The following is a 23167-nucleotide window of genomic DNA, read 5'->3' as shown; positions in this document are numbered from 1 at the left end:
TCGAAAGGACCTCACGCGGACGGCACGGGGATCAGTGGCTGTAGGTGTGCAGCACCGGTGGCTCACGGTCGGCGAGGAGCATGACCCGTAAGGCGTCCGCGAAGCTGTCCGCGACGTGCAGCACTTCCACGTCGTGATCATCCACGACCATCCCGGCCGAACCGAGGAAGACCGTGCTGTTGGTGATCCACTCGGCGATCGGGTAGAAGTCCTGCCCGAACATCTTCTTCAGCTCCACGGCGATGTCGAACATCCCGCTGCCGGCGAGCTCGGGCTCGAAGAGGACGTCACTGTTCCGGAAGGCCCCGACCGCGACGGGCGGCGTCACGCGGAGGCCACCGAAGTTCCCGAGCACCTGCCGGGCCAGTGGATGCAGGACGAAACCCTCGGCTCCGAGGATCTCGTGCCAGCCGCGAACGTCGACCGAGCGGTCAGGGGCCCAGCCGGCCGCCCGCAGCGCCTGCACTGCGGCTGCGGGCAACCGGCTGGTGAAATCCTGTGCCATCAGAACTTGATACCCAGCCTTCCCAGGAGTGGGGTGCAGTAGTCGGGACACGGGTCGATCGGGGTGCCGTGTGCGTCGCCCCCGGATTGCTGGGAACGTACCCGGACCGATCGCATGGTGCCACCGTAGATCCCGCTCACCCCCTCCTGGTTGAACGCCTGGATGAGGCAGTGGACCTCGCCGCACGCGCCGTGCCGGTTGCTCAGCGGTGCGATCTTCTCCATGATCGCGCGGAGTGGCCCGGGAATCGGGAGTCCGTGTCCGCTGCGCCCGTAGTACGTCTGACCCGACCGTGAGGTGTACTCCGACGCCACCCGCGGGGTCGACGCCTTGTTGGGCCCGCGCAGGCTGTCCGCGTGTTCCGCCAGCGACTTCGGCTTGGCCGGAGCCGCGGCCGGCTTCGCCGGGGCGGGAGCGGGCTTCGCGGGGGCGGCGGTGGGTTCCGGGGTTCCCGCGTGTGGCGTGGCCGGGGAGCTGGGTGCCCCTTCCTTGGGAGCGGCGGTCGACGGTTTGGGGGCACTGCCGCCCCGGGCCTTGTTCAGGCCCGCCCGGAGGAGCTTGCCACCGCCGTGGAGCAGCCCGGCCGTGGCGCCACCGATCAAGCCGTCGACCAGCACGGTCTTGCCGAAGTCGCCCCAGTCCCAGGAGTGCTCACCCTGCGCGGTGTCGACGCCGTAGCCGTAGGCACCGGCCGCCGCCCCGGCTGCCGCGCCGGCCAGGATCACGCAGCCGACGCCGGTGGCGCAGACGGCGCCCACCGCGATCGCCGCCGCAGCGCCGATCGCGACCTCGCCGACGAACTGCAGCGGGTCTTCCTTGATGTGGTCGACCACGCCCGAGGCGAAGCTCTTCACCGAGTCGAAGAACCCGTGTCCGTCAAGCTCGACGTTGGAGATCGGGTTTCCGCCGGCGAAGGCGTACCGGCTGCCGCTGAACGGGTCGACCGCCAAGGTCAGGTCGTCGAGGGCCCCGTTGTACATGTCCCGGCTGAGGAAGCGGTTCAGGCCCGGGTCGTAGTTGCGGAACCCCATGTCGTACGTGCCCGAGGCCTGGTCCCAGCGGTGGCCGTTGAACCGGTACGAGTTGTACGGCTCGGCGTCCGGATTCTGCGCGTCGGGCTTGTCGGCGCCGGTGAACTTGGTGTCGTCGTTGTCTCCGTAGGCGGTGTAGCCGTAGGTGGCACGGGTGGTGCCGTCCTCGTGCTTGGTGATTGCCTCCACATCACCCTTCGGGTGATAGGTGTAGTGCGAGATCTCGGTGCTGCCGTCGTCCTTCTTCTTCAACTGGGTGAGCTTCTGTCCCCAGGCCGAGTACTCGTAGGACTTGGTGACCTTGTCCGCGACCTCCTCGTACAGCACGTCACCGGACGTGCCCAGGTAGGTGAAGGTGGTGGTCTTCTCACCCGTCCCGCCGGCGTTGGTGGTCTGGGAGGTGGTGCGGTCGAACGGGTCGTAGACGTACCGGGTGGTCTTCGCGGCGGTCCCGGCCCCGGAGCGGAGCTCGGCGATCCGGTCGAACCCGTCGTAGCGGTACTTCTCGGTGACCTGCCCGCCGCTGGAGACGGTGTCCAACCGGCCCAGCGGGTCGTAGTTGTACTTCGAGGTCAGCCCACCTACGGCGGTGGACGTCATCAGCCGGTTGCGGTCGTAGTTGTGGTTGGTGGTGACGTCCTTGACCGTCTGCGTGATGACGTTGCTGTTGGCGTCGTGGACGTACGTCTCGACGGTGGGGTTGGCCCCGGTCTTGTCGAGCCGAGCGATCCGGTCCTGGGGGTCGTAGGTGAAGGTGTAGGTGTTGTCCACGTACGCCGAGCTGTTGTCGGCGTTCATCAGCCGGGCGACGTCCCGGGCCGGATTACCATTGGCCGTGTACTCGAGGGTGTGCTCGGCGACGACCCCGCCTCCGGACCGCTTCTCCACCTGGTGCTGCAGGGAACCGTTCAGGTAGTAGGTGAAGTCGACGGTGTTGCCGTTCGGCTTGACCTGGTGGTCCAGCTGACCGCGCGGCGTGTAGGCGTACGTGGTGACGCGCTTGTCGGTGGCCGACGCCGAGGCGGCGTTGGTGACCGTGCTCAGCAGATCCCGCACGTCGTAGTCGAACTTCGACCAGGTGGCGTCGTGCGTGCGGGTGGCGACGTTGGCGTTCTCGTCGTAGGTGAAGGACGTGGTGTTCCGGACGGTGCTGCCGTCCTTCTCCTCCACCGCGGACACCCGGTTCAGCGCGTCGTAGGTGGTCAGGTAGCTGTCCACCTGGGCGTCGGGGTCCTGGTCGCCGACCTCGACGAGGTTGCCGTTCGGGTCGTACCGGTAGGTGAAGTTCTTCTCCTCGTCGTCCACGTCGGCGGAGTTGTCGCGGACCAGCTTGACCGCGTCGGCCACCACCGTGCCGTTCGCGTTGTCGCTCAGGGTGATCTTCTGGTTGGCGCCGTCGGCGGTGAAGGCGTACCGGCCGAGGCTCACCCAGGTGCCGGCTCCGCTGGTCTGGTCGACCGTCTTGCTCGCCGGGCCGCCGGCGTGGTCGACCTTGAACGGGGCGTTGGACGCCGCCCCGGTCACGGACGGGTAGCGGACGTAGACGTCGTAGTCGCCGTCCTGGGGGATGACAAGGTTCCAGGTGAAGGTGTCGGCCCCGGTTCCCGCCCCGCTCGTCTGGTAGTCGTATCCCTGGAAGGAGCCGGTGGTGGCCACCGCCCAGGTGCCGGCCTTGTCGGCGTTGTTGAAGTCGGAGTTGTCCACCAGCACGACCTGCTGGCCGACCGGCACGCCCTCGTCGCTGCGGGCCTTCAGGTTGCCGCTGGGGTAGAACTCCCACCGCATGGTCCGGGACACCGACCCGCCGGCTGAGGTCAGCTTGTTCTCGGTCTGCTGCCCCAGGACGTTGTAGTCGTAGGAGGTGACGATGTCCCACGGGTCGGTGGACGACTTCGTCCAGCCGTTGTCCCAGTAGGTGTAGTGGGTGTCGTTGCGGACCGACTCCCCGCTGGACGGCGGAGCCGACACCGTCGCCAGCCGGCCCACCGCGTCGTACTCGTAGATGGTCTTATCCGGCTTGTTGTACCGGGAGTCGTTCGGGTCGTAGGCGGTCCACTCCTCCTTCACCCGGTTCAGCTCGTCGTAGACGGTCTGGTAGGTGAAGTCGTCGGCCGCCAGGGTCGCCGTCCCGCGCGGCGTGACCACCTTGGTGCGGTTGCCGACCTGGTCGTAGTGGAACTGCGTGGTGTTGTGGACGATGGAGCCGTTGTCGTTCTTGTACGGCACCTTCTGCTCGACCACGTCGCCGCGCTTGTTGTATCCGACGGTCGAGCGGTTTCCCTCCTCGTCGATCGTCGCGACCGCCAGCCCGTCCCGGTCGTACTCGGTCGACGTGGTGTGACCGGCCGCGTCGGTGACGGTGGTGACCCGGTGGTCCAGGTCATAGTCGCGCTTCTCGGTGAAGTCGTCCGGGTCCGCGGTCGCGTTCTTCCGTGGGTCCACCACCATGGTGAGGTTGCCGACCTCGTCGTAACTCGAGGTGATCTTCTCGCCGGTGGCCGTGGTCACCGTCACCAGTTGGTAGATCTCGTTGTACGTGTTGGTGATGGTGTAGTCCCCCGCCGTCGGGCTGAGGTTGCCCTTCGGTTCGGTGACCGTCAGCCGGTTGCCGACCAGGTCGTAGGTGAAGGACGTCTTCCGCTCCGGGTCGTTCGGCTCGTCCTTCGGGGCGAGGTTGTATTCGACCCGGTCGCCCTCGTCGAACACCGCCTCGCTCACCGCGCCGTTCGGCGCGAACGCCTTCAGCACGTTGTCGTTCGCGTCGTACACCGGCGCGGGCGTGGTGATCAGTTCCCCGTTGTCCTGGTCCTTCGGGACGGTCTGCTCGAGCGGCCGGCCGAAGATGTCGTACGCCTGGGTGGTCTTGTTACCCAGCGCGTCGGTCACCTCGGTGACCCGCCCCCGCGCGTCGTAGACGAAGGTCGTGGCGTTCTGCTTCGCGTCGGTGATGGTCTGCGGGTACCCGTTGGCGTCGAAGCGGCTGTTGTCGGTGGCGTGGCCGTTCGCGTCGGTCACCCGGGTCATCTGGCCGGCGTTGTCGTAGTCGTAGCTGGTGGTGTAGTCCGCCGGGTCGGACGTGGCGGTGCCCAGCGGGTCGGTGACGGTACGCAGGTTGCCCTTGATGTCGTAGCCGAACCGCCAGGTGCGACCCTCCGACGACGACTTCTCCGTCAGGTCGGCGACGTACCCATTGAGGCTGGTGGTGTAGTTAAGCGTGGTGCCCGGCCAGCCGTTCTTGTTCGCCTCAGCCGACTTGATGGTCAGCGGGTAGCCGGTCTTCGGGTCGAAGTCCCAGGTCTGGTAAGCGCCCTTCGCGTCGGTCAGCCGGGTGACGTTGTGGTCGCCGTCCCACTGGACCGTGACGCTCTGGTTCTTGGCGTTGGTGACCGACTCCGGCCGCCCGTACGCGTCGAGGACGAACCGGGTGTCGTGCTTGAGCGGGTCGGTGGCAGTGGCGTGGATCTTCCCGCCCTGCGGGCCGTCGGGGTCGACGTAGTCGAAGTGCGTGATCCCGTCGACCCGGTCGGTCAGGTCCGCCAGCTTCCACTTGTTCTGCGGGTCGACCGGCGCCGTGTAGTAGCTCAGCGTCGTGTCGTGGCCACGAGGGTCGGTGACCTTGATCAGCTTGACGTTCTTGTTGCCCTGGGTGGTGTCGTACTGGAAGCCGAAGACCTTGGGCTGCGCGGAGCCGACGCCGTCGACCATCTTGGCCATCAGGCCCTTGCCGGTGTACGTGAAGCTGATGGTCCGGCCGGCGGTGTCCGTCATCGACCTGACGTTGTCGATGATGAACGGGTTGGTGAGGTTGTCGGCGGCGACCTCCTGCCAGGTGTCGTCGTCGATGTAGCGGTAGCTGTCGCCCTTGTCGTAGTAGTCCAGCGTCAGCGTGCGCCGGCCGGTGGCATCGCTGATGTACCGCAGGAACTTGGTCGGCTTGTTGTTGGACTTGCGGCGCTCGTAGACGAACGACATGGTGTTGCCGTTCTTGTCCACGATCGCCGACTGGAAGCCGTCCTCGTCGAAGAAGAACTGCGTCCGGTCCGGCTTGGTGAACACCCAGGCGCGCATCGGGTCGCCCGATCCGGTCTGCTGCAGGTACAGGTGCACACCGCGCGGGTGGGTGTAGTCACAGGTGGACGGGGTGCAGTCCTTGACGTCGCGGCCGTGGGTGTCGAGGACCCAGACGTTGGTCGTGCCGTCGCCGTCGGTCGCCCGTACCTGGGTCGGCCACTTCTGGCCCGGCGGGTGGAACGACAGCTGGGACCCCAGCCGCTGGACCGTCGAGGTCTGCAGCGACCAGCCGAAGCCCATCGACGACGCCGAGGTGTCCAGGCTGTTGTAGTTCATCCGGACGAAGGTGTGCGGCCCGCGCGACGGGTTGGTGAACGCGTTGTACGACCACACCGTGTTGCCGGCGTAGAGGTTGGTCATGAGGGTGCCGCCGGCGCCGGTGCTCTTGCCGGTGTAGGCGTAGAACTTCTCCAGACCCAGCAGGTCGCTGGTGGGGTCCTCGACCCGGATCTGCTGCGGCAGCTGCGGCAGCTGGCTGGAGGCGGACTTCCAGTTGTTGCTGCTGGTGTCGTAGATGTCCCAGGCCAGGGTGTACGCCTCGGCCTTGTTGCCGGCGCCCGACAGACTGGGGGCCTTCACCTGGGCGTTGACCGTGACGGTCTGCCCGGCCGCGAGATCCGACGGCAGCGTGGTCAGCAGTTGGTTGTCCGCGCTGCTGGCGTTCGTCCCGTCCGGGTTCTTCCACCAGTAGCCCAGCCGGGTGGAGGCGGCCGGCCAGGTCTCGGCGGTGGTGTTGGTGACGGTCACCGGCACGGTCACCGTCTCGCCCGGGTTCAGCCGCGGCGGGGTGGCGGCGGCGTGGTAGGTGACGGTGGTGTCGGTGTAGCGGACGTGCAGCCGCGGCTGCACCGACGGCTCGGCGCCCTCGGACGACACGAAGGTCGCGCCCTCACCGCTACCCGCGCAGGCCTTGTTCGGCTCCTGGGTGACCCGCACCAGGATTCCGTGGTTGGTGGCGGGATTCGCCCGCCACGACTGCACCTGCGAGGTCAGGTTGAAGTTGACCCACACCGAGTTGAGGGTCGGCCCGAGCCCGATGACGTCGATCGGCGCGGACACGGCGTCCCCACCCGCGTACGTCCACCGCGTGCTGCCGGACGCGTTCAGCCAGGTGGCGGTGGCCTCGTCCCACGCACGGGTCACCGCATGGGTGGCGAAGTACGCGGCGTTGCCGTTGTACATGGTCCGCCACAGGCGCCCCTCGGCCTGGGTGATCCGCGCCGTCGCCGGGATCGCGGACACGTCCCACCGCAGCAGGGCACGGGTGATGCCGGCGCCACCGGGCACGTACCCGACACCCACCATCGGCCGCCCGTTGAGCAGGTCGTGCGGCTGGGTGTACTGGCACGCCGTCAGCGTCGTGTCCGCCACCGTGGGGAGCATCGCGTCGACGTAGCCCGCCGGAGGCGTCTTCACCGCGACCGCCGGGGAGGCCGGTCGCTGCCCGTCCTTGCGGACCACGACCACCCGGTAGTACAGCGTGGTGTCCGGGGTCGCGGTGGTGTCGGCGTACGAGGTGGTGCCGCCGCGCAGCGGCGCCACCAGGCTCGCCGTGGACGGCGCGAAGTCGGCGCTGGCGCCACGGTGCAGCTGGTACTCCACCAGGTCGTCGCCCGAGGCGGAGGACGGGTCCACGTACGCCGACCAGGACACCTCGGCGCCGGTCGCGCGGACGGTCTGCACGTCGGAGACGGTCACGGCCGGCAGCCCGAAGGTGAGCGTGAGCTTCGGCGCGGTCCGGGTGGTGTAGGTCGGCCACTCCCCGGCCGGCGCCACCGGGAACTCGCCGGCCCAGAACATCGGCCCCCCGGCGACCTGCGCCTCGTTGGCGGCCTTGAGCATGAACCCGTAGTTCGGCCGCGTCCCGGCCACCCACTCCCGCACCGTGCCGGTCACCGGGAAGCTGGTCCACGAGTTGGTCTGGCTCGAGTTGTAGGTGGCGGTGCCGGCCAGGTCCCCGGCCGCCGCGTTGATCGAGTTCCAGGTCACCGTCGACGGCGTCCACGCCTGGGTGACCGCGCGCGCCTCCAACGCCACCGGGGTGCTGGCGCTGGTGCCGGCCAGCACGTTGTTGTCCCAGTAGAGGGAGAGGTCCGCCGCGTCCACCGGGGTCCCCGCCGGGACCACCCCGGCCAGGTCGAACGCCAGCAGGCTGCGCACCCGCCCCCACTGGTCGACGCCGACGCCCAGCCGCGGGTCGCCCTCGTAGTTGCTGGTGGCCCCGTACGAGACGATCATCGCGTCCTTGGCGGTCGCCACGTCCGGCTGCACCGTGATGGTCGGGTCCAGCACGACCGGGTACCGCCGGTCCTTCGCCGCCAGCCACGCCTGGTCCGGCTTGAGGCTGATCGTGCCGGTCGCGCTGGAGCTCATGGTCACCTTGTCGGAGTACGCGTATCCGTGGGGTGACCGCGGGTCCCGCTTGGCGTCGATCATGAACGGCTTCGGGAACGTGAAGACCGGCCGGCCGGTGACGTCCTTTCCGGTGGCGAAGAATCCGACGGACCCGTCCGGCAGCGTCCGCGTGGTCAGCCCGGCCGTGCGCAGCGTGAAGTCGTACGACGGCGCGGCGGCCGGGGCCGTGGCGAGGACGATCGACTCCTTCACCCCGTTGGGGGTGACGTCGTAGACCAAGTCCGCGCCCGCCCAGAGACCGGCGTACGTGACGGTGGAGCCCTTGACGGTCGGCGTGACCTGCCGTGCCGGCCCGGCCACCCCGACGGTCAGCCAGCGATCCCCGAGCTGGACCTTGAGCAGCGCGTCGGACCGCTCCCCGAACCGGGTCGAGAACCCGGTCGCGTCATTGCCGTAGCGGTAGCCGCCGTCCCGGACGGGCACGAGGCGGCTGTCGATGTCCCGCCACGCTCCCGACCGGTCGCGGTAGCGCACGGGCACGCTGGACAGCTCGGTCTGCAACCGCCCGTCCTCGAGCTGGTAGACCGTCCGGGTCGCGGTGCGGCTCCGGGTGATCTCCTTGACGCGCTTGCCCGGCGGTTTGGGCTTCTCCTGTGCCACCAGGAACGCCCGTCCCGGGGGCGCCCAGCCGGCGCCGGCCCGCAGCTCGCCCTGACGTTCCTTCGGTCCGCTCCCGCTGACCAGGTCCTTCAGATCGGTGAGGCCGGAGGCCAGCCAGGAGATGGGATTGGCGCTCCCGTTGGGCGCGACCACCGACGATGCCGGCACCAGGGCCAGCACGAGCAGGCAGACCAGCACCGCGGCGGTCCTGTGACGGTAGCGGCCGGTGCCGCGTCGCTGCCTCAAGGCCCGGATCAGTGAGTTCCAGAGATGACGAACGGATGCCGACAGCGACGCACGCATTGATCAACCCCCGATGACCAAGGTGGACAAACGCTGCGATCGTACGGGACCTCATCGTTGCATGTAAATACTTGAGTTAAGCACTGTGCGATTGGCGCGTTGCGTTCCGCGATTGCGGTCCGGGCACGGCGACGGGCCGCAGAGCGGCCTCGTCACCAACAGCGGCCGGGGAGCCGATTGTGTTACGGGCCGCTGTCAGTTGGTCGCGCACGGCCACGCGTTGACCTCAGACCGCCCCAGCCGAGCCGCTGCACGGCCGGCGCGCGTCGGTGCAGTGCCGCGCACGTCAGCGGCAACAGCAGAGCAGCGTTCCTGTCCGCGGCGTCGGGTTGCCGCCTCTCAGCGCGAACGCTGGTCGGTCGACGGCTGGGCCGTCAACCGAGGTTCCACATCCTGCGGCAGCTCAGCACCACAGAGCACGCAGATGTAGTCGTCGTCGCGGACGAGGTTGCGCTCGCCGCAGTCAAGGCAGCGCCGGAAGACGACGGCCTCGGTAAAGCCTTCCGGACGGCCGATAGCCGCCCGGTCGAGGGCGACCGCCACCGCCACCCATGAGGTCAGATCGGGGCAGTACCCGGTGGACTGGTTGCTCACCTCGGTCACAACCCAGCCGCCCCGCTCGCCGGCGAAGGCGATCTCCCCCGCGCCGAGGACCTCCCCACCGCCGGCGCAGGCGACATGCTCGCTGCGTCTCGGCGCGAGCCGCAACGTACCGCCGAGGTCGATGACGTAGGTGAACGGCTCGTCACGGTCGCGCGGATCCGCGGCCGTCAGGTAGGTGTCGAGGTCGACCGGCGATCGGATGGGCCGGCCCTCAGGGGCGTCGGCGACCGACGCCTGCACGTCCGCCGGGCCGACGTAGCGGTACCGGCGCCCCGCCCCCACCACGGCACCGACCCTACGCCCGCGCGGCGGGCCGCAGTGGACAAACCACACCGGTCCCGCCGCCTGGACCTGACCGCTCGCCCCTGGCGATCCCGTCCCCCGGGGCCTGGCCTCGTTCCGCGTCAACTTTTCTTTGCTAGGGCGTCGCGGTTCAGCGGGTGAACGCGGCGAGGAAGTCGTCGACGAGTCGGGTCTGTGTCGCGGCCGGCAGCCGGTCGGGGTCGAACAGCGCCTGAACCACCAGGCCGTGGGTGAACGCCAGCACGGTCGTCGCGAGCCGGCCCGAGTCACCGTCGGGAAGCTCGCCCAGCCGTTGGGCGTCCTCGATGGAGGTGCGCAGCCCTGCCCGGATGCGTTCGTAGCGAAGGGTCTGGGCGGCGAACAGGTCGGGGTCGGACAGGGCGGCGTCCCAGGAGCCGACCCAGATCCGGTTCATCGCCGCCGCATCGGGAGTCAGCGGGAGGATGTTGAGCACCTGCGTGCGCAGCGCCGCCAGTCCGGGTGCGGGAGCGGTCTGCCGGGGGCGCTGCGCGGTGCGTACCTCGAGAATGTCGAGGGCGTGGGCGATCAGCTCGCGCTTGCCCGCGAAGTAGTGGGTGACCAGTCCGGTCGAGGAGCCCAGGGCCGCCGCGACGGCGCGCATGGTGAGGCCGCCGAAGCCGTGCTCGGCCAGGACTTGCCAGACCGCCTCCGAGACGTCCTGGCGGCGGGAGTCATGGTCGGTGCGTGCGGGGGTCATGGTCTGTTAGCGTACATGCCAAACGTTTGTTATGTACGGAGGCTGTGATGTTCGCGTTGCCCCTCACCGACTCGGCCGTGCTGCGCCCGCTGGAGGCCTGGCACGCCGAGGAGTTCCTCTACCACCTGGACCGGGCGCGCGAGCACATCCTGCCGTGGGTCTCGCCCGCGTTCGTCGCCCGCGACCTCGGCGGGGCTCGCGCGGTACTGCGGCGTTACGCGGACAAGCGGGCTCAGGACAGCGGCGGCATCTGGGGCATCTGGCTGGACGGCCGCCTGGTCGGCGGCGTCATGTTCGTCTCCTTCGACACCGCGCTGGGTGTCTGCGAAGCGGGCTGCTGGCTGGAGCCCGGCGCACAGGGCCACGGCCTGATCACCCGCGCCGCGGAGCGGATCATCGACTGGGCCGTCGAGGAACGCGGCATTGCTCGCGTCGAGTGGCGCACCAAATCGCGCAACGCGCGCAGCATCGCGGTCGCGCAGCGGCTGGGAATGAGCCGCGACGGAACGCTGCGTCAGGTCTACCCGGACGGCGAAGGCGGACGGATCGATCTCGAGATCTGGTCCGTGCTGTCCGACGAGTGGCGGGCCCGCCGCGCCGGCCAACCCGGCCTTGCGCGCAAGGGCAGCATGTCCGCGGAGGTGAAGGCCGAACTCGACGGCCTGATGGCCACCTTCCTGGGCGCCTTCGCCAACCCGGGCGGCACCAAGCCGAATATCCAGGCGATCGAAGACGTGTTCATCCCCGAAGGGATGATCATCAGCACCGTCGGCGCGACCCCGGTGATCTACGACCTGCGCCAGTTCGTCGAACCTCGCGAGAAGATCCTCACCGACGGGACGCTGACCGAGTTCCGGGAATGGGAGACCTCGGAGACCACCGAGATCTACGGCTCGATCGCCCACCGGTTCAGCGAGTACCGCAAGTCGGGCTACCTCAACGGCGAGTGGTTCGAGGGCCGGGGCGTGAAGACGACCCAGTTCGTCATGACCCCGTCGGGCTGGAAATTGAGCTCACTGGCCTGGGACGACGAGCCGACCCTCGGGCAGGCCATGGCAGGTGCCTGAACCGGACTGAACGCGGCCACGACGGTCCCTGCAGCGCCGGGGATCGCTGCTTCTGGCGCAAGCGCCGGCGTCCTGACAACCGGGGCCCGGGCAGGTCCTGTTGGTCCTGCCCGGGCCCCTCTTTGTCACCGGTGCCCGCGGGTGTTCAGCACCAGGGCGGCGGTGATCAGCCCAGCGCCGATGAGCCCGGCCGAGCTCAGGCGATCGCCGAGGAACAGGGTGGCCAGGAGTGTGGCGACGAGCGGTTCCAGCAGCGCGATCAGCGCTGCCGTACTGGCCGGGGCGGTGCGCAGGCCGCGGAAGTACAGGGCGTACGCCATCGCGGTGGGCACGGCGCCCAGTAGGAGCAGCAACCCCACGGACGTCGGGGTCGGGACGAAGTTCATGCCGGACGTCAATGTGGACGCGGCGGCGAGCACGGCCCCGCCGAGGGCGAAGCTCACGCCGGTGGCGGTGAGATCGTCGAGACCGGTGACGGGCCGGGTGCCGATCAATGTCATCGCGGCGAAGCCGGCGGCCGACAGCAACGCGAGTCCGCCCCCGGTGAGCGCTCCGGTGGTGGTGATGCCGCCGGCCGGCGTGCCGACGAGCAGGGCCAGACCGGCCACGGCCAGCGCCACCGCGGCCACCATCGACCCGCTGACCCGCCGCCGTCCGGTGACCCGTTCAGCGGACAGGACCAAGACTGGCGAGGCGCCGATGGTGAGCAGGGTGGCGAGGCTGACGTTGGTCAGTGACACCGCGGCGAAGAAGCAGGCCTGGAAAACCGCGGCGAGCAGTGCGTTCACGGCCATCCGAGCCCAGGCTTCCCGGCGGCGGGGCAGCGGCTTTCGCGCCAAGCAGAGCCAGCCGATGACGAGCATGCCGGCGACGGCGAGCCGGTAGGACGCCACCGCCAGCGGTGACAGCCCCGTTTCGTGGGCGAGGAGGCTGCCGGTGGGGCCACCGGTGCCCCACAGCACGCCGGCGGGGACAAGCGACCACAGGCCGGTGGCGGAGCGTCGGACGGCAGCCACCGGTTGTTCAGAGACAAGCATGAGGGAATCGCTCCTGCGACGAGAGGAATTGGGGGTCGCGGAAGCGGGGCGTGCCGGACTCAGCGCTGGGTGAACCGCGTGTCCAGCCGACACCGGCTGGACACGATGAGCAGAGGCGCCCCGCTCAGGAGCGCGGCGGGGAGATGATGTCGAAGGTCCGGCCCATGACCCGATCCTACGCACCGCCACCGGAGGCCACGAACCCGTTTTCGCGGGGCACCGAGCCGACGCATCTCATGGGTCAGGGCCATCAGAGGCCACGACGGCTGTGCGAGACGACACACCGCCAGGTCATCACACGCCCGACCGGCACTCCGTCCATAGAGGCGAGACCTACAGAAGGGACCGAAGCCATGCGAGTACTGTTCGCCGGCGCCTCGGGCGCCATCGGTACGCCCCTCACCCGCCAACTCATCGCCGCTGGCCACCAGGTCGTCGGCATCAGCCGCAGCCGGTCCAACGCCGAGCGGCTGCGCAACGCCGGCGCCGAGGCCGTGGTGGCCGACGTACTGGACCGCGAGAACCTGCTCGCCGCCGTACGGGACGTGCGGGCCGACGCGGTCGTCCACGAGTTGACGGCGCTGGGCACCACGAAGATGGGCGAGGCGCTTCAAGGCACGAACGCCCTGCGTACCACCGGCACGGCCAACCTTCTCGCGGCGGCCCGGGCGGTCGGCGCCCACCGCTTCCTCACCCAGTCGATCGTGCTCGGCTACGGCTACCGCGACCATGGCCCGCGCGTGCTCACCGAGGACGACCCGTTCGCCGAGCCGGTGGGCGGCAAGCTCGGCGAGGCGGTGGCGGCGATCCGCTCCACCGAGGAGCAGGTGTTCTCGGCCGACGAGATGGAGGGCGTCGCGCTGCGCTACGGGTTCTTCTACGGGCAGGACAGCATGACCAGCATGATCGTCAACCTGGTGCGCAAGCGCCGGTTGCCGGTGCCTTCCGGGGGCGGTTTCGCCAACTTCATCTACCTGGAGGACGCCGCTGCGGCGACCGTGGCCGCGCTGGAGAAGGGGCGGGCCGGGCAGGCGTACAACATCGTCGACGACGAGCCGGTGCGCTGGGGCGACTACCTGGACACGTTGGCGGCCGCGTTCGGGGCGCGCCGGCCGTGGCGGGTGCCGAGCTGGATGCTGCGGCCCATTCCCTACGCGCACGCGATGATGACCACCTCGATGCGCGTCTCCAACGCCAAGGCCAAGCGCGAGCTGGGCTGGGCTCCGGCGGTGCCGACCTACCGCGAGGGCATCCCGCTGGTCGCGAGGGCGATCCGCTGAGCGTCCGCCTCGTCAGTCGATGATGTTCAGTTCGGTCAGTGCGTCGTCGGGGAGGGCCAGCGCGGCGGCGGCGACGTTCTCGCGCAGGTGCGCGACCGAGGAGGTGCCGGGGATGAGCAGGATGTTCGGGGACCGGTGCAGCAGCCACGCCAGCGCGACCGCCATCGGGGTGGTCTCCAGGCGGGCGGCGACGGCGTGCAGTTCCTCGGACTGCAGCGGGCTGAAGCCGCCGAGCGGGAAGTAGGGCACGTAGGCGACATTCTGCGCGGCGAGGGAGCCGACGAGGGGGTCGTCGTCGCGGTTGGCGATGTTGTAGAAGTTCTGCACGCACACGATCGGCGCGATGGACTGCGCCTCGGCGACCTGCTCGGCGTTGACGGTGCTGAGCCCGAGGTGCTTGATCAGCCCCTGTTGTTGCAGCTCGGCGAGGACCGTGAACGGCTCTTCGATCGTGCCGGGGGTAGGCCGGTCGAAGCCGCCGACGCGCAGGTTGACCACGTCGATCACGTCGAGGCCGAGGCGGTCCAGGTTGTCGTGTACGGCCTGGCGCAGCTGCTCCGGGGCCAGGGCCTGCGGCCAGTTGCCCTCGGCGTCGCGCAGCGCCCCGACCTTGGTGACGATGTGCAGGTCGTCGGGGTACGGTTGCAGGGCCTCCCGGATGACCTCGTTGGTGACGTACGGGCCGTAGAAGTCGGCGGTGTCGATGTGGTTGATGCCCAGGTCGACGGCCTCGCGCAGCACGGCGATGGCAGCGTCACGGTCGGCCGGTGGACCGAAGACGTGCGGGCCGGCCAACTGCATCGCGCCGTACCCCATCCGGGTGACCGTCAGCTCCCCCATGCGGAACGTGCCGCCGGGCAGGCTGGTCGACGTCATGCGGCCTCCTCTCCCTGTGGTGGCAAACCCGCGGGTTTCCCGCCGATGCGGCCGCCAAACCCTGCCGCCCGGGCCGGCCGGACCGACAGGGTAGGTGTGCCGACCAGCCCGGCCGCTTGGTCAGGGGCAGGTCGCCGTAACGCCGTTGGCGACGGACCTGATCCCCGGGGCGTCGCGGACCGTGCCTCAAGGTTCGGTGACTGAGCTGCGCGGAAATCGGGGGTTGACTCGACGGGTGTTCCCGGGGCGTACTCGATATACGTCCCCGCACCGCCGGCTGGCGCGGTCGGCCACAAAGAGGCGCGCTGGCACTGTCAAGACGTGGCACCTGCTGTTGTTCGCGCTGGCGCTGTCGAGGACGTCGAGAGATGGGAGGCCCGCATGAAGGATCAGTCGTCGGCGAGTTGAGCCGCGCCACGGTGGCGCTTGTTGAGCGCTGCCGGTGGCGAAAGTCCTGGCCCCTTGTGGCTCGGCTTGCCGCCTGCCCCGCGTCCGTCCGGTTGACCTCAGCCTGCAGTTCGGGTTGTGGCGGCACCTGCTGCCCGGCTACCTGCCCTGCCTTCAAGGGTCTGGATCGTTCGTTGCCTCGACCGTAGTGACGTATTGCCGACCTCTGCACGTACAAGGGGTGCGCCCTGATTGGGCATCCCCAGGCACGGTCGCGCCTGCCCGAGGACTGGCTCTGTGTGGGCAGGCGCGACCTCGCCGGCATCTTCATCGCCCGTGAACCCCTACAGACGAAGCTGGAGCACGAACATGATCTCAACCGTCATCAACGCAAATAGGCTGGCGGCTGCCTTCTCGGTTCGCCGGCCCAGGGTAACGCCATTCGAGGCTCTACCCGGGCGACGTGTCGACAGGTGGTGGGCCGTTGGCACCACTTGAGCAGCGGCCGCCTGACCTGCCCAACGAGGTGCGGTCGGGGCGGGAGCGGCTGGAGAACCGGATCCAGGTGCTGATCATGCTGTTGATCGGCGGCGCGGCCGGCGCAGCCTCTTTCCGTCACGTCCATGACGTCGCGGCGGCGCACGGCCAGCCGGGCTGGCTCGCCTGGGCCGACGCTGTCGTCCTGGAACTGGCCTCTATCGCCGCCGGTCTTGAATTGCGCCGCAACCGGCGGCTGGGCAAGAGCGTCGCCTTCCCGGCGACCGTGCTGACAGTGGCGGTGTTCCTGTCCCTCGCCGCCCAGGTCGTGGAGGCGGAAGCGTCGCTGATCGGCTGGGTCGCCGCCGCGTTGCCGGCGCTCGGTTTCCTGACGATGGTGAAGATCGCCCTCGGCCGTGCCGACCCCGCCCCAGCCGAGCAGACCGCCCGGCCGATGCGGACCGAGCCAGGACCGCCGCTGATCGTGGACGCCGTCGTCCCGGACACCTGCGGGCCGGTCCCCGGACCGCCGCTGCCGGTCCCCACGCCCACTGTCCCGGTCCGGGACTGCACCACCACGGTCCCGGCTACGGCGGACCAGGACCCGCCGGTCCGGGACCGCCGCGACAGCGACCCGCCGGTCCGGGACCGCGGCCCGGAGTTCACCGCGCTGGTCCCGGCCGCCCGGACCGCCGCCCACACGCTCGCCACCCACGGGACACCCCTGTCCCGCAAGGAACTCGCCCGGCAACTCCGCGCGGACGGGCACCACCTGTCCAACGCCACCGCCTCAGCACTCGTGCGCGTCCTACGCGCCGAGACCACCACACCGGCCCCGGTCCCGGCCCCGCCGAACCTGTCACGTCGGGAGGCCGCGTGACAGAACCACAACCGGCGACTTCTGACAGAGCACACCGCCCCGGTCAGACCAACGCCTGTCAGGAAGCCCGCCTCCTGACACAACCTGACCCGACCTGTCACAGCGAACACCGCCCCGCCCGCCACAGCGCCCGCCGCCAGTGCACCTACTGCCCCTGCACCCGCACCCCGATCATTGAAGGAGCGACGAGGATGCTGACCCAGCTCAACGACCCCCACCAGCGCCACCAGCGCTGTCACCGACCCGCGACACCCGCCCTCTCACACCACGATCGCAGCGGTGTGACCGGCCATGCCGGTGTCGGTGTCGATCCCCGTTCCACTGTCCGCCTTGATACCGACCCCCAAACTGACCCCCGATACTCCCTGACAGCCCAGGTCAGGTCCGCTCTCACCGAGCCCGAGCGGTTCCCGACACACCCTCATGTGTGGGGTGTCCCCCCAGGGGCCGCCCATGCGTAAACCGCTACCCGCGCCGGATCCGCTGCTGCGCCTGCAGGCCAGCATCACCGCCCGCGACGACCGCCTCCTCGGCTGGCTCTACGACCACGGACTGCTGACCACCGACCAAATCGCCGCTGCCCTGTTCCCGTCCCTCGATTTCGCTCAACGCCGGCTACGCCGCCTCACCGTCCTTCGCGCCGTGGACCGGTTCCGACCCAACAAACCCGACGGTGGCTCCTACCCGTACCACTACCTGCTGGACCAGCTCGGCTACGAACACGTCCGCGCCCAACGCGGACTCGGCCCGCCACGGCGGGACCAGGCCCGCCGCCGCAAACAATCCCTCACGTCACGACCGGACCTGCCCCATCTGCTTGGCGGCAACCAGGTCTTCATCGACCTGGCCGCCCGCGCCCGCAGCCACCCCAACAGCCGTCTGGACCGCTGGCAGCCCGCGTCCGCCTTCCACGACCCGGGCGTGTTCTACCGCAAAGGCGGGGACCCACAGATCATGGTCCACGGTCCGAGCGGCCTCCCCCGCCCGGACGGCGCCGGAGTATGGACCGAGCAGGATCGTTCGGTGCCGTTCTTCCTCGAATACGACACCGGCCGCGAGCGCCTCGACATCCTCACCGAGAAGATCGCCAAGTACGAACGCTTGTACGCGATGAGCACTTGGGCATGGCCGGTCCTGTTTCACCTACCGTCGGCGCGACGTGAGGCGAACCTGCACCAGCGCCTCACCGGCATCACGCCACGAGCGTTCATCGCCACCACCGCCGTCGACCTACGCGCCGCTACCGGCGCGAGCCCCGCCGAGCAGGTGTGGCACCTGGTTGGTCTCGGCGCCGGCCGTCGCCGCCTCATCGAACTGCCCTACATCGACACCCACCACGACCAGGAGTTCCCTACCCGCACCGCGGCCGGGCCGCACGGGCGAGAATCCTGATGGCCCTTGACGGTGTGAGCAGCCCGGTTGACCGGGCTGTTCACACCGTCAATTTCGTAGCGGCGGGTGCGGTAGGACCGGAAGCCGGGCGGGCACCTGCGACCAAGCGGCGAGCCAGCCTTGAGGTCACGGAGCTTTGTACGTCCGCTGCTCTGCCTGCCACGCCCGTAGGGCGCCCTTGATCCGCTGGTTCTCCGCCCGCACGTCGTCCCGCTCGCGAATACGCCGCTGCAGCTCGAAGGCGAGGCGGTGCAGCAGGGCATCGACTTCGTCGACCTGGTAGCCGCGCCGCCCTCGTCGGGTCAACGGCAACGGCAGCGCGGCGATCCGGTCCGGGGTGAGCGGGCCGCGCAGGGCGTGCCGGCTGCGGTAGACGGTCATCGCCACGGGATCCGATCCGGCAGGTGGATCCGCTCGCCGGGCACCCGGGCGGTGAGCAGCCGCAACCGCGACCCGGCCAACATCACCGGCGGCCCGCACACGTACACCTGCTGGCCGGGACGATGGTGGTCGAGAGCGACGGTCAGCGCGTCGCCCCGCTCGCCCTGCTCGGCGAGGGGGTCGTGGGAGAACGCCGGCACCACGGTCAGCCAGTCGTGGGCCTGCTGGAGCTTATCGAGGGTGATCGCGTCGTACAGGCTCGCCACGTCACGGCTGCCCGCGATCAGCGTCACGCGCCGGCCGTCCGGGGCGGCGGCGACCTGCTCGACGATCGCGCGCAGCGGCGCCAGCCCGGTGCCGCCGGCGATCAGCAGCAGATTCCCGTCGTGCAGGCTCAGCCCGGTGTCCGTCGGCGGGCCGAGGTGGAGCAGCTCGCCGGGGCGTACCTGATGGACCAGGCTGGTGGAGACGGCGCCGCCGCGGACCGCGCGGACGTGCAGCTCGACGGTGCCGTCCGGGCGCGGCGCGTTCGCCGGGCACAGCCAGCGCCACCGGCCGGGCCGGCGCGGCGTGCAGACCGGCACCGCCTGGCCGGGCCGGTGGGGCAGCCGCCGCCACGGCCGTACCGTGATGACGGCCACCCCGTCGCAGGCCAGGTCGTGGTCGAGCACTTCGACCGGCCACCAGGCCGGGCCATCCCCTGCTTGTGTGGCTGCCAGCTCGACCTCATGCCAAGGCACGGTGGTCCGTAGCGCGTCGTCGATGACCGTCTGATGCTCTGGTCGCAGGCCGAATCGGCGGTACGCGCGGCCCAGGACGCTCAGCAGCGCCAGCTTCTCGGGGTCGTCCGGGGGATCGGTAAGCCGGCGCAGGGTGGCCTCGATCAGCGGGGCGTCCCGCTCCGGCAGCAGGCCCGGGCAGAGGTCCTCGACCTCCTCCCAGAACGAGCGCCGCCGCAGGTAGCTCTCCGCGCGCCGGCGCTCGGCCTCCGACCAGCCGAGGTACGGCAGCTCGGTGTTGGTGGTCAACGCTCTTGCCACCTGCTCCGTCAGGCGGTCCCGGTCCACGCCGATCAGGTACGGGGACAGTTCCGCGTCCGCCGCGACGAGGCTGAGCCAGCGGGCGACAGCCTCGGGCGTCTCCTGTTCCGTCACGCTGGCTCCCCGAGCTGCTCCTCGGTGGGGCCGGCGGCATGGATGGTGGCGTGGACCCAGCGGGCCAGGCGGCACGGGTACGGGACGCGTTCGCTGCGGCACAGCTGGCCCTGCGGCCAGGGCTCGGGGGCGTGGACGCGGACCGCGTGGGCGGCGAGGGCCAGGTCCTCGTCGGTGACCGGGGTGAGCACGGGAAAGTCGGCGAGAACGGCGGACATCGGTGGGCGCCTCCGGCGGTGGGGTGCGTGGGGTGGCGCCGGGACGGGCGGGGACGGCCGCCGTACGGGGGAACGACGTGGCCGGAGCCCAGCACCCGCCCCGGGCCATGCGATCAGCCTCGTGTTCGTGCTGAGCCGGAACTACAGCGCCGGAGGAGCCTCAATGACGCAGAAGTGAGGCGTCTGCGTACCCGCCCGGATCGACGGGGTGTTACTACAGTGGCGGCAGAGCGGAAGGAGATCGGGCGTGGCCCTGAAGCGGCACCGGCTCTGTCAGCGACGCAAGGCTCTTGGATACAGCCAGGAGCGCCTGGCCGAACTTCTCGGCGTGGAACGGTCGACCGTGGTGCGCTGGGAGAACGTCGAAACAGACCCACACCCGTGGCACCGAACCCGGATCGCTTCCGCGTTGGGAGTTACGCTCGAACAGCTCGACGACATGCTTGTTGACGTGTCGGTGGCAGCACATCGAGGGCAGGCCATGGGAGATGACGCTCGTAGTGCCGCCTCCGGCGCCGCACGGCTGGAGCTGCTGAGCGGCCTCCGCACCTTCCTCACCAGCTACCTGACGGCGCCTGACGGACCGATGCCATCGCTTGCCGACGTGCGGCGGAGCGTTGGCCGGGTACACAACCTCTACCAGCGGGCGAGCTACACGTCGGCCGCTCGTCTGCTGCCGGACGTGCTCAGCCAGGCGACAGCCCTGACTGGCCACGCCAGCGGACTGCATCGCAGCAGCGCCTTTCGGCTGCTCGCTGCCGCCTACATCGCGGCATCGAAGCTGGCAGCCAAGGTCGGTGACGGTGACACCGCCCTGCTGACCGCCGATCGGGCTTCCACCGCCGCCCGGTTGGCGGACGACCAGGCCTTGGCAGCCGTGGCCGCCTATCAGGCAGCATGCGGGCTCATGCGGCTCCCCGGGAGAGCGGGCGACGCGGAACAGATCGTGCTCACCAGCGTTAACCTCCTCGGTGCCGTTGACGACCCAGACCTGCTGTCCGCGCAGGGAGCGTTGGTACTGCTGGCTGCCGTGATGGCCGCTGGACAGGGCAGCTCTAAGGAAACGGGCCAGTTCCTTGCGCAGGCCGGAGACCTGGCGGCGGTTCTCGGCTCAGATCGCAACCGGCTGTGGACCGGGTTTGGTCCGACGAATGTCGTCATCCACGCGGTCTCCGCTGCGGTTCGAGCCGGCAATGCGGACCAGGCGCTGGAGGTCGGGTCGCGGCTCGACACATCGCGGTTGCCGGCGGTGCTGGTCGGTCGGCGGGCCCAGGTACACGTCGACTTGGCGGCAGCGGCGTTCATCTCCTCCGGCGATCGATCAGTCTCCGTGCTGCACCTTCTTGAGGCAGAGCGGATGGGCGCCGAGGTGGTTTACACCAACGTGCAGGCGCGAGCGCTGCTGCTGGACCTGCTGGCCAAGGAACGGCGGCCTACGCCAGGGCTGCGGCCCCTGGCGGAGCGGGCTGGGCTGCTGGCATGACTCATCGGGGTGTGCTGGCTCTGGTGGTCTGTGCCGCTCCTCCGGTGCTGCGGATCGGTGAGCTGATTGAACTGCTGCTGACGGACGGGTGGGCCGTCTGCGTGACCGCTACGCCGACAGCGGCCACGTGGATTGATCGGGAGGCCTTGGAGCGCCAGACGGGGTATCCGGTACGGGTGGAGTGGCGGATGCCGGGTGAGCCGGAGTCGCATCCCGTTGCGGATGTCGTTGCCGCGGTGCCGGCGACGTTCAACGTCATCAACAAATGGGCTCAGGGGACCAACGACTCGCTTGCCCTCGGCGTTCTCAACGAGACGCTCGGTGCTGGCATCCCGGTGTACGCGTTTCCAACCGTTAAGGCGCAACTTGCCGCACATCCAAGCTACGACCGGCACCTGAGACTGCTTGAGAACGCCGGCGTCCGAGTAACACCGATGACCGGCGTTCCCAATTGGCAGATGATCGCGGATCGACTCCGACCGTCCGGCGCGGGGCCTCTGGACTCTTAGAGGGCATCTCGTTCGGATCTGATCTAGTACACGCTGGTTGGATACGGTGCTGGATGCGGGAAGCGGAACCCGCGAAGATCCACACATGCCGAGCCCTCGCCGCCCGTATCGCACCGATCTATCCGACGCCCGGTGGGCGCTGATCGAACCGATCATGACCGCGTGGCGGGCCGCGCAGGGCGGTCTGGGCATCCGTCAACCCGTGCACGACCTGCGGGAAATCGTCAACGCGATCCTGTACGTCAACCGGACCGGCATCGCCTGGGAGTACCTGCCCCACGACTTGCCTCCATACAAGACCGTCCACTCCTACTTCACCCGGTGGGCCGCCGACGGCACCACTGAGAAGATCCACAACCTGCTGCGCGGCAAAGTCCCGACAGGCAGCCGGCCGCGATGCCGAGCCCACCGCGGCGATCGTCGACTCGCAAAGCGTCAAGACCAGCAGCAACGTGCCCGAAGCCAGTCAGGGCATCGACGCCGGCAAGAAGATCAAGGGTCGAAAGCGGCACCTGGCCACCGACGTTCTCGGCCTGCTGCTGGTCGTCATCGTTACCGCAGCCAGCGTCTCGGACACCGCCGCCGGCCGTGATGTCATCGACCGCCTCGCCGTCACCCACCGTCAGGTCAGCACGGTGTGGGTCGACGCTGGCTACCGCAACACGGTCATCGAACGCGGGGCCGCCCACGGCATCGACGTGCACGTCGTGTCGAAAATTCCAGGCCAGAAGGGATTCCAGCCGCTACCCAAGCGGTGGGCGATCGAACGCACCAACGGCTGGATCATGCTCCACCGACGACTCGTCCGCGACTACGAAACGTCACCAGAGCATTCCCGCCCCCTCATCCACTGGGCCATGATCGACAACATGAGCCGGCGCCTCACCCACGAAGCCACGCCATCCTGGCGTGACGATCAACCCGAAACAGACGCACCAGCACCCACCTGATCAAGACGCCCTCTTAGAGGTCCTAACAAAGTCGTACGGCGTGTCGGTACGTGATGATGCAGGTGGCGAGGGCGAGGAAGGCTTCGTGGATGTCGTCGGGGCGTTCCCAGCGGATGCGTAGCCGTTTCATGCCGTGGTACCAGGCGATCGTTCGCTCGACCACCCACCTGAACATGCCCAGACCTGAGCCGTGGGGCTGGCTGCGGCGGGCGATGCGCGGGCGGATGCCCTTGACGCGTACCGCCCTGCGGTACTTGTCGTGGTCGTACGCGGTCGCCGAAGAGCTGGTCGGGGCGCTGGCGGGGCCGGCTGCGGCGGCCTCGTACGGGCGGGATCTTGTCGATCAGCGGGAGTAGTTCGGTGACGTCGTGACGGTTTCCGCCGGTGAGCGACACGGCCAGGGGGATGCCGGCGCCCTCGGTCAGGACGTGGTGCTTCGAGCCCGGGCGGGCGCGGTCGACAGGGCTCGGCCCGCTAATGGGCCACGTCGGCGGCCGCGCACGGCGGAACCTGTCAAGATCAATGAG

The 23167-nt window shown here is 69.4% G+C and carries 14 protein-coding genes and 3 pseudogenes; 7 read left to right on the top strand and 10 right to left on the bottom strand.

All coding sequences use genetic code 11. The annotated features are described in order from the left end of the window. Nucleotides 1–31: 31 nt before the first annotated feature. The 4 genes from AC0OLQ_RS06885 to AC0OLQ_RS06870 form a co-directional block, all read right to left on the bottom strand. Nucleotides 32–505: an SUKH-3 domain-containing protein gene (locus AC0OLQ_RS06885; protein WP_484530655.1), complete on the bottom strand. Its 474-nt coding sequence runs from the start codon at nucleotides 503–505 to the stop codon at nucleotides 32–34. Continuing rightward, nucleotides 505–8868 (bottom strand): DNRLRE domain-containing protein, encoded by an 8364-nt coding sequence (locus AC0OLQ_RS06880; RefSeq protein ID WP_484530654.1) that lies wholly within the window; start codon nucleotides 8866–8868, stop codon nucleotides 505–507. Before AC0OLQ_RS06880 ends, AC0OLQ_RS06885 begins: the two co-directional genes overlap by 1 nt. 396 nt (nucleotides 8869–9264) lie before the next feature. After that, complete coding sequence (locus AC0OLQ_RS06875) at nucleotides 9265–9768, bottom strand: hypothetical protein (protein WP_484530653.1); 504 nt, start codon at nucleotides 9766–9768, stop codon at nucleotides 9265–9267. A gap of 193 nt (nucleotides 9769–9961) precedes the next feature. Beyond that, on the bottom strand, nucleotides 9962–10549 hold the full coding sequence (locus tag AC0OLQ_RS06870) for a TetR/AcrR family transcriptional regulator (protein WP_484530652.1): 588 nt from the start codon (nucleotides 10547–10549) through the stop codon (nucleotides 9962–9964). 47 nt (nucleotides 10550–10596) lie between these two features. On the opposite strand from AC0OLQ_RS06870, the pseudogene AC0OLQ_RS06865 reads away from it, so the two are divergent. Continuing rightward, nucleotides 10597–11145: pseudogene (locus AC0OLQ_RS06865) on the top strand (GNAT family N-acetyltransferase); the annotation flags it as partial. Nucleotides 11146–11741: 596 nt separating this feature from the next. Here the strand turns inward: AC0OLQ_RS06865 and AC0OLQ_RS06860 are convergent. After that, on the bottom strand, nucleotides 11742–12632 hold the full coding sequence (locus AC0OLQ_RS06860; protein ID WP_484530651.1) for a DMT family transporter: 891 nt from the start codon (nucleotides 12630–12632) through the stop codon (nucleotides 11742–11744). A gap of 374 nt (nucleotides 12633–13006) precedes the next feature. Here AC0OLQ_RS06860 and AC0OLQ_RS06855 point away from each other — a divergent pair, with 374 nt between their 5' ends. Next, nucleotides 13007–13933 (top strand): NAD-dependent epimerase/dehydratase family protein, encoded by a 927-nt coding sequence (locus tag AC0OLQ_RS06855; protein WP_484530650.1) that lies wholly within the window; start codon nucleotides 13007–13009, stop codon nucleotides 13931–13933. A 12-nt stretch (nucleotides 13934–13945) separates the two neighbouring features. On the opposite strand, the gene AC0OLQ_RS06850 is transcribed toward AC0OLQ_RS06855, so the two are convergent. Further along, on the bottom strand, nucleotides 13946–14809 hold the full coding sequence (locus tag AC0OLQ_RS06850; RefSeq protein WP_484530649.1) for an oxidoreductase: 864 nt from the start codon (nucleotides 14807–14809) through the stop codon (nucleotides 13946–13948). 871 nt (nucleotides 14810–15680) lie between these two features. On the opposite strand from AC0OLQ_RS06850, the gene AC0OLQ_RS06845 reads away from it, so the two are divergent. Then, nucleotides 15681–16553: a DUF2637 domain-containing protein gene (locus AC0OLQ_RS06845; RefSeq protein ID WP_484530648.1), complete on the top strand. Its 873-nt coding sequence runs from the start codon at nucleotides 15681–15683 to the stop codon at nucleotides 16551–16553. Nucleotides 16554–17006: 453 nt separating this feature from the next. Continuing rightward, nucleotides 17007–17945, top strand: coding sequence for a replication-relaxation family protein (locus AC0OLQ_RS06840; protein WP_484530647.1), 939 nt, complete (start codon nucleotides 17007–17009; stop codon nucleotides 17943–17945). A gap of 126 nt (nucleotides 17946–18071) precedes the next feature. On the opposite strand, the gene AC0OLQ_RS06835 is transcribed toward AC0OLQ_RS06840, so the two are convergent. Genes AC0OLQ_RS06835 through AC0OLQ_RS06825 form a run of 3 tightly spaced genes read right to left on the bottom strand, consistent with a single transcriptional unit; the run spans nucleotide 18072 to nucleotide 19698 of the window. Further along, nucleotides 18072–18326, bottom strand: coding sequence for a DivIVA domain-containing protein (locus AC0OLQ_RS06835; RefSeq protein ID WP_484530646.1), 255 nt, complete (start codon nucleotides 18324–18326; stop codon nucleotides 18072–18074). Beyond that, complete coding sequence (locus AC0OLQ_RS06830; RefSeq protein WP_484530645.1) at nucleotides 18323–19480, bottom strand: FAD-binding oxidoreductase; 1158 nt, start codon at nucleotides 19478–19480, stop codon at nucleotides 18323–18325. The genes AC0OLQ_RS06835 and AC0OLQ_RS06830 overlap by 4 nt, the downstream gene beginning before the upstream one ends. Next, a complete protein-coding gene (locus AC0OLQ_RS06825; RefSeq protein WP_484530644.1) occupies nucleotides 19477–19698 on the bottom strand; it encodes a hypothetical protein in 222 nt (73 codons plus the stop codon). The genes AC0OLQ_RS06830 and AC0OLQ_RS06825 overlap by 4 nt, the downstream gene beginning before the upstream one ends. A 247-nt stretch (nucleotides 19699–19945) precedes the next feature. Between AC0OLQ_RS06825 and AC0OLQ_RS06820 the strand changes: the two genes are divergently transcribed. From AC0OLQ_RS06820 to AC0OLQ_RS06810, 3 genes and pseudogenes are all read left to right on the top strand, one after another. Next, nucleotides 19946–21181: a helix-turn-helix transcriptional regulator gene (locus tag AC0OLQ_RS06820; RefSeq protein ID WP_484530643.1), complete on the top strand. Its 1236-nt coding sequence runs from the start codon at nucleotides 19946–19948 to the stop codon at nucleotides 21179–21181. A gap of 11 nt (nucleotides 21182–21192) precedes the next feature. After that, nucleotides 21193–21690 carry a flavoprotein gene (locus AC0OLQ_RS06815; RefSeq protein WP_484530642.1) on the top strand — a complete coding sequence of 166 codons (498 nt, stop codon included), beginning with the start codon at nucleotides 21193–21195 and terminating at the stop codon, nucleotides 21688–21690. Between the two features lie 85 nt (nucleotides 21691–21775). Next, a pseudogene (locus tag AC0OLQ_RS06810) lies at nucleotides 21776–22640 on the top strand (IS5 family transposase). A gap of 22 nt (nucleotides 22641–22662) precedes the next feature. Here AC0OLQ_RS06810 and AC0OLQ_RS06805 read toward each other — a convergent pair. Further along, nucleotides 22663–23116 (bottom strand): annotated as a pseudogene (locus tag AC0OLQ_RS06805) (IS5 family transposase); the annotation flags it as partial. Nucleotides 23117–23167: the final 51 nt, after the last annotated feature.

The organism is Micromonospora sp. Utrum1 (genome assembly GCF_057197805.1).
This window is presented reverse-complemented; position numbering and strand designations above follow the sequence as displayed.